Below are 6,542 nucleotides of genomic sequence, written 5' to 3'. Positions count from 1 at the left end.
GGACTTATCTCAATGTTAGATTACTACACCGAAAGGTGTGCCTCTTGTTAAGTTGATTGAACCGCCGTGTACCGAACGGTACGCACGGTGGTGTGAGAGGTCGGAATTTCTCAATTAAGAGAAATTCCTCCTACTCGATTGTCCTTTTACAAAAATCACGATTTAGCTTTAATTTTTAAAGCTACAAAGTGTAAAAAGCCGAATGTTTTAAGCTATTTCTGTAAAAAGCCTAACTTTTAAAGATAAAACTGTAAAAAGATGTATAATTATCGCTAACGCGTTAATATTTTAACACAAAGGAGGTAAATCTAATGTATCGGTACGAAACGCCAATCGAAAGACCACGTAGTTCCAACTATGGCAGCTATTATTGGATATTCCATAGCCGGAAAGTGAGAAGGAGAGTTTCAGTGTTTTCCAATCTTGAATATGAGAACATCCTAACCCTCGAGATGAATCCGGAAGTGGAATGGTATTGTGAATATCCCCTTGAGATAACAGTATTCGTCGGCGGGAAGGAAGAAAAGATCTTATTTGACGTCTGGGCAAAATATACTGACGGCAGGGAAGTCTATCAGGGTGTCTCATATAAAGCTGCTTCTGATTCACACAAGAAGATAGTTCTGCAAGCGAAATGGTGCATACAGAATGGACTGGAGTACGAGTTCCGCAATGAGGAAAACATTCATAAGGGACCATTCTTAATAAGAAATCTAAATGTTCTTGCTTCACGAGCCAGAAGATTCCAGGTCCAGTCTGTTAACGCTGATCAGATGTTATTAGGCTTTCTTTCAGAGCAGCAGCGTGCAAGTCTGACTATGTTGGAACACAGTGGCCGTTTTGATGATGGAAGGACATTGGACTATCTTGCAGACCTTTATTACCGCGGGAAAATAAACTTCAGAAATATATCAAATGAATGTATATCAGGAAACATGGAGGTGGTGTACATTGGCAAGTAAAAAACATAATCTTACAGAGCTTCGAGAAGCAAGAAAGCATTGGCAAGAACCTATACCGGACAGCATAGAACTATCGAAATATCCTGGTTATCTTCTGCGGAAACAGGCTGTAGATATGTACATAGACGGGTTTGGCGTAGCGCAGATACAGAAAACGACAGGGATATATGCAACCAGATTGGGACAATTGATAGATAAATGCATGGAATCAGGGGAGGGCGGTAATACTCTGGGATACTGTGGACTATTGAAGCATACCAGAAAGATTTCAGATAAAGCACACCCCCATAAAAGAGAGTTTTCCTGCCTAATTGAAGGGTATCCTACCTTAGAAGCATTTATATCAGGCAATTACTTTGGGGACAAAAAATAAACATTAGAAAAGAATATGAATCTTGTTACACTTCATAGCAGATTCCTTGCTGAATGTAAGAGCCTGGCTGATAGCAGTAATTGATGTGGCAACAAGATGTATCCTTGGATATTCTGTTTCCCAGGCATTCAATTATGACCAGTATGATGTTATTGATGCAATCAAGGACTCTATTGTGCCTAAATCGCTTAAGGAACTGACCATCACAGGACTTAAGTATCCATCGAATGGAGGATACTATTCAACGGCTTTTCCGGAACTTAAATATGCTGTTTTTGATTCTATAATGCTCGATAATGCCAAGGCACACCTGTCCGCCTTTACGCATGGCAAGCTGACTGATGACCTGAAGTGCACAGTAAATTATGGTTCCGTGGCTACGCCTGAAACCCGTGGCATTATAGAAAGATTCTTCGAAACGCTGGAAACATCCGGCTTTCATAAACTTCCAATGACAACCGCCTCATCCGCCAGGGATCTTAAAAGAAAATCTCCTGAAAAAGAAACATTAGAAAAGTCCACATATCAGCGTGCTTATGTTATGTATGACGATATATTGCATTATCATGATACACTTAGGCTAAAACTAAGCTTCATCTGGGCTATTAAAGGATCAATGAACTGGCAGGACGCACTATCATTTTATTGGACTCAGCACCCAGATAGCGGTATTAACTGGAATTATAGACGTATCCGTGAAGGGATCAGATTAGATTCATTAGATGTATCTTTGAGAAACGATTTCTCTTTTATGGATAAAACACTGGTAAGTCTATATATTATTGATGACCTGTTCAAATGCTTATGGAAACAATACAAAGCGCTTGCGCATCGACCTCAAGGAGTACGCGTTGAAGATGGCTGGCAAGAGCTTAGGGTGCCAGAGTATTATCTCTGCACGAAAAGTGAAACAGGTACAATGTACCTGTATAGGAAAAAGCAATTTTAATAATCTATATGGAGTTAATATCTTACTGATTATTTCATGGTAAAGACAATGGTGCTGAGCACAATCTCAGCACCATTTTTTTGTAAACACTGGTTTGCCGTTCAGACTCATTTGGTAGATTATTTTACGCTTACTTTGTTTTGTGTGGACATTATTGATGATTTTTAACATGCTGATATAATTAGAAGTCGGGGAATACTATCTTGGAGGAGAGATATGGGAAAACTGGGGAATAAAATAATTATTTCATTAAATATTATAGGTTTAATATGTTTGATCTATTTTGCTGTGCCATATATTTTACATGACACATCCATTCCGAATCCTGATGCGATGCTTCCGATGTACCGATGGGAAGGTGCAGCGATAGCATTGATGTTAGGAACTATTCCACTTATTGTAGTGAATATACTTGCATTTATTTATGTGTGGAAAGAAAAGATAAAGCTCCCGGCTAGGCTTCTGTTCTTTTTGCCAGGTATTATTTGTATATCCCTTGCTGCTTCATACTTGTTTTATGATGGCAGTACATCAGCATCTGATCAAACACTTCTGTGGTTATATGATAAGGGTGGAATAAATGTGATCTGGGGAGATCCTCTTAATGCTATTGACACCCATGGTGGTTTTCATGGAGATGGTAGTAGCTTACATGCTTACCATTTTACTGATAGCTCCATGCAACCAGAAATGGAAGATTCAAGATTATGGAAAAAGCTGCCTTTCTCAGAAAATGTTTCTAATTTGATCAATAACGAGTTTGATGAGTGTGCTTCGGCTATTCCGGAGATTACTAATGGCTATTATTTCTTCTATGATCGACACTCACAGGCCAAGGATCCATATGATGAATCAGAATTGTGGAACAGGCATTCAGTAAACTGCACAGTAGCTATATATGATGCGGATGAGGATATTTTATATGTTTTTGAAGAAGATACGTAAGGGAAAAAGAATACGAGCTGTGATTGGCATGTTATTGCTAATGATGGTCTTTCAGCTAAGTGCTTGCGGGAAAAAGACAGAAGAATCTCAGGAAGCGTCTTTCTATATCCCACAAGTATACAGGTGTTCTTTTGTTTCGCTGTCTGAAGAAGATGGCCATAGGAATACTTTTAGACACAAGATGCAATATGATCTTAATGATTTCTACAGGCACAACGACAGCTATGAAGCAATTTTCAGGCTCTACAGGAATGCTTCAGCTAACAGCTTCCTGTTTGAAGTAGTTGATGGCAATTTTGGAATAGAGACGCTTACAAGTAAGGACAAAGACCATTTCCACTATGTTGTAATAGACTTGTGTGAAGAAGAACTGTTCCCGGGGACCGAGCAGATGTATCAGACTATGGTTTATGATGTGGAAGCCGGAAACTTTTGGCTGGGAGAAGATTGTGATCATTTAAATGCATATGGTAAATGCGCAATTGAAGGTTATAGTGCCGACACAGATTTGCTTGCATATGTAGAAGGCAAGTGGGAAGTTCCGGAATATCAGACTTTTTATGAATTCCTTTGTTCTATGGATTGGTTGAAAAATACCTGACGACGAGTAATCAACTGAATTATCAGAATGCATGAGCCTTCAGAATGTGGATTTCTGGAGGCTTTTTTGTGAGAGTAAAAAAATAAAGAATTATGTGTTAGGTTTCAATAACCTGAATTGTATTATATATAGAAGGCCTTCTAAAAGATATCAGAAAGTGAGTAGACGCATGGAGGAGAGAGAAGCAAGACGGTTGGTGGAGAGATATACTGACATGATCATGCGCATCGGTACCAATTATCTTAAGAGTACGACAGATGCAGAGGACATATGCCAGGCGGTTTTAGTAAAGTACATTACATCGGATCCACAGTTTGAAAGTCTAGAGCATGAAAAAGCATGGGTTGTCAGAACCACTATAAACATGTGCAAAAACGAATTGAAGAGTGCATTTTTCAGAAAGACTACAGCACTGGAGGAAGCAGATGATGTTAAAGCTATTGCCCCACCGGATCTTGGAATAACGGAAGAAGTGATGAAGCTGCCCAGAAACTATCGTATCAGTATTTATCTTTTTTACTATGAAGGGTACTCGGCAAAAGAGATAGCGGAGCTTCTGGGGAAAAAAGAATCCGCGATAAATATGTATCTTTCCCGAGGACGAAAGAAACTTAGGCTTTCAATCATGAATGATCTTGGCATGGTGAAACGGGTTAACAGTTAGGTAAGGAGAATCAACATGAGTGAATATAGAAATAAAGAATATATTGAATCTATGAGCCTTATCAAACTTTCTGATGACAAAAAAGAAAAGATGATATCGGACTTAACTAAGATAAGTCCAATCAGAAAGGAAGGCACAATGAAAAAGAGAATGGGAGTAAGGAAAACGGCAATAATTGTTGCAGCATGCATAATGGTATTTGGAGTGACGGCTGGAGCTGCAGGAGTAGCAACAGGTATTGTTAGCTGGAACAGAATTGATACCAGAACCAGCAACTTTGAGGATCTGTCAAAAATTGAAGAAAAAGCAGGGATGGATATCGCAGCTATTGAATCCTTTAGTAATGGTTATACATTTAAATATATGGAGGTGGAAGAAGCAAAAACACAGGATGCGGAGGGAAATGACCTTAGACATTTTAAAGGCATTGACTTAACTTATGTAAAGGATGGATGTCCTGATATATATATTGGTATGGATCAGGCTGAAATGTTTAGCGGTTCTTATGATAGTGATACGGCTGTTAAGGAAATAAGTGGTGTTACAGTGCATTATAACTATGATGAGTACCTAATCCTTCCGGATGGTGAAAGACCTACAGAAGAGGAACTTCAGAGAGCAGAAACAGATAAGCATTTCTATATTAGTGATGGTGGAAGTGATCCGCGATATACCTCTTATGTCAGTGCAGCGTCCTTTGAGTTAGATGGTATAATCTACTGCATTTTGGGTTTTGACCTTGATATGACAGCAGATGAGCTTTTTGATATGGCAGAAGAAATCATTAACGCGAGATAAAATAAGAGGATAATGATATACTATAACAGTGCATGGCTGACAGGGCCATGCACTGTTGTGTGTTTGAGTGGGGACATGGAATTATTAGACTTCTTAAAAAAGGATCGCTTATTGCTTCAGCAAGCTATCAGAATCTACAACAGAAGAGTTGACAAGAAATTTCTGATATCTTATAAAACGAACAAAAATCATCCGGCCAAGGTATTAAGAATAGCCAGTACAGAGAATGCGCCAGAAGCAACTATTTTTGCCCTGGATAAGAATGCAAGTGATAAAATATTCCTGGTTTTGAGTAAATCTGATGATTCAGAGATTTATGATGCTATAGAGTGCTCAATTAGTAAGGAGCATGCTGGTGAGTTGTGCTAAGAATTGATGAATGCATATAGTATAGCTAGGAATCTATGTGATTATAAGAATGAACAATGATTCTGCTATACCGTATAAGTGTTACATAGATGAATGAGTGGTTGTGGATTACCACTATTTAATAAAATTTTTATATTTTTTAAAGCGAAGCACTATCAGGGTTGACACTCTAAGAACCGATATAAAAAGTGAAAGCTGTAACTATGCTCTTTTTTGACAACACAGGGAGGTGTTTCATGAAGATACAGCAGAACATGGATGTGCAGAATAGCTTTATTCAGGATCAGACCGGCGTAAATTCTGCGTCTAAATCACATACTAATAATATAAACAGCACAACGATATCAGGTGCAAATCTCACAGGAGATAGCCTGATAGCTCAACGACAGGGCCTTGCAAAAAAGCAGGCTCTTAAAGTCGTGTCCGATGCTTTTGGCGGAGAAAAGAAACTGGATGCCCAGATGCAGGGAATAAAGGATGAGATAAAGCGCCTGCAGGATGAGATCAATGAGAAGAGTGCTGATACAAGAGAAAATGATGCCAAGCTAAAAGAACTCCAGGAAGAATATGGTATTGATCCGGACAGCAAAGAACACAAAGAATTGTCAGTGCTGGCTGCCAAGATGAGAAATCCAAATGTAGGAGTTTCTGATGAAGAAATGAGCAAGCTTTCAGAATATCAGCAGAAGGCTCTTTACTATGTGACTACAAACCAACAGAACTCGCTTGACATAGATCATGCAAAAGCCATGCAGATGGCCAATGTTCAGGGTTATGCTGACATGAAATCAGAGCGTGCCAAGTCCCAGGATATGCTTAAAGCCCAGGATGCTGCTGAGGACATTATGGAAGCAGCAAATGGCGAGACGATAGCTCTTTTG

The 6,542-nt window shown here is 39.1% G+C and carries 9 protein-coding genes; all 9 read left to right on the top strand.

The genetic code is table 11. The features are described from left to right. The first annotated feature begins 311 nt into the window (after positions 1-311). Complete coding sequence (locus J6O61_RS15185; protein ID WP_292214925.1) at positions 312-962, top strand: hypothetical protein; 651 nt, start codon at positions 312-314, stop codon at positions 960-962. Further along, a complete protein-coding gene (locus J6O61_RS15180) occupies positions 952-1,335 on the top strand; it encodes a hypothetical protein (RefSeq protein WP_292214921.1) in 384 nt (127 codons plus the stop codon). The genes J6O61_RS15185 and J6O61_RS15180 overlap by 11 nt, the downstream gene beginning before the upstream one ends. Before the next feature lie 46 nt (positions 1,336-1,381). Then, on the top strand, positions 1,382-2,284 hold the full coding sequence (locus tag J6O61_RS15175) for a hypothetical protein (protein WP_292214919.1): 903 nt from the start codon (positions 1,382-1,384) through the stop codon (positions 2,282-2,284). A gap of 216 nt (positions 2,285-2,500) precedes the next feature. After that, positions 2,501-3,229: a hypothetical protein gene (locus J6O61_RS15170; protein ID WP_292214917.1), complete on the top strand. Its 729-nt coding sequence runs from the start codon at positions 2,501-2,503 to the stop codon at positions 3,227-3,229. Beyond that, positions 3,207-3,830, top strand: a complete 624-nt coding sequence (locus J6O61_RS15165; protein ID WP_292214915.1) for a hypothetical protein — start codon at positions 3,207-3,209, stop codon at positions 3,828-3,830. Before J6O61_RS15170 ends, J6O61_RS15165 begins: the two co-directional genes overlap by 23 nt. A gap of 169 nt (positions 3,831-3,999) precedes the next feature. Further along, positions 4,000-4,494: an RNA polymerase sigma factor gene (locus tag J6O61_RS15160; protein WP_292214913.1), complete on the top strand. Its 495-nt coding sequence runs from the start codon at positions 4,000-4,002 to the stop codon at positions 4,492-4,494. Between the two features lie 15 nt (positions 4,495-4,509). Further along, positions 4,510-5,292, top strand: coding sequence for a hypothetical protein (locus J6O61_RS15155; RefSeq protein ID WP_292214912.1), 783 nt, complete (start codon positions 4,510-4,512; stop codon positions 5,290-5,292). Between the two features lie 75 nt (positions 5,293-5,367). After that, positions 5,368-5,661, top strand: coding sequence for a hypothetical protein (locus tag J6O61_RS15150; RefSeq protein ID WP_292214911.1), 294 nt, complete (start codon positions 5,368-5,370; stop codon positions 5,659-5,661). Between the two features lie 236 nt (positions 5,662-5,897). Next, positions 5,898-6,542: hypothetical protein (locus tag J6O61_RS15145; protein ID WP_292214909.1), on the top strand; the 645-nt coding region annotated here is incomplete at its 3' end.

Origin of the sequence: Butyrivibrio sp. (assembly GCF_017635265.1) — a bacterium.
Lineage (GTDB): Bacteria > Bacillota > Clostridia > Lachnospirales > Lachnospiraceae > Butyrivibrio.
Note: the sequence above shows the minus strand (reverse complement) of the source record. Positions and strands in the feature narration are given on the sequence as shown.

Coding starts and splice junctions, on each gene's coding strand:
- J6O61_RS15165 (WP_292214915.1), top strand. CDS start 3,207: ATGTTTTTGAAGAAGATACGTAAGGGAAAAAGAATACGAGCTGTGATT.
- J6O61_RS15150 (WP_292214911.1), top strand. CDS start 5,368: ATGGAATTATTAGACTTCTTAAAAAAGGATCGCTTATTGCTTCAGCAA.
- J6O61_RS15155 (WP_292214912.1), top strand. CDS start 4,510: ATGAGTGAATATAGAAATAAAGAATATATTGAATCTATGAGCCTTATC.
- J6O61_RS15160 (WP_292214913.1), top strand. CDS start 4,000: ATGGAGGAGAGAGAAGCAAGACGGTTGGTGGAGAGATATACTGACATG.
- J6O61_RS15170 (WP_292214917.1), top strand. CDS start 2,501: ATGGGAAAACTGGGGAATAAAATAATTATTTCATTAAATATTATAGGT.
- J6O61_RS15185 (WP_292214925.1), top strand. CDS start 312: ATGTATCGGTACGAAACGCCAATCGAAAGACCACGTAGTTCCAACTAT.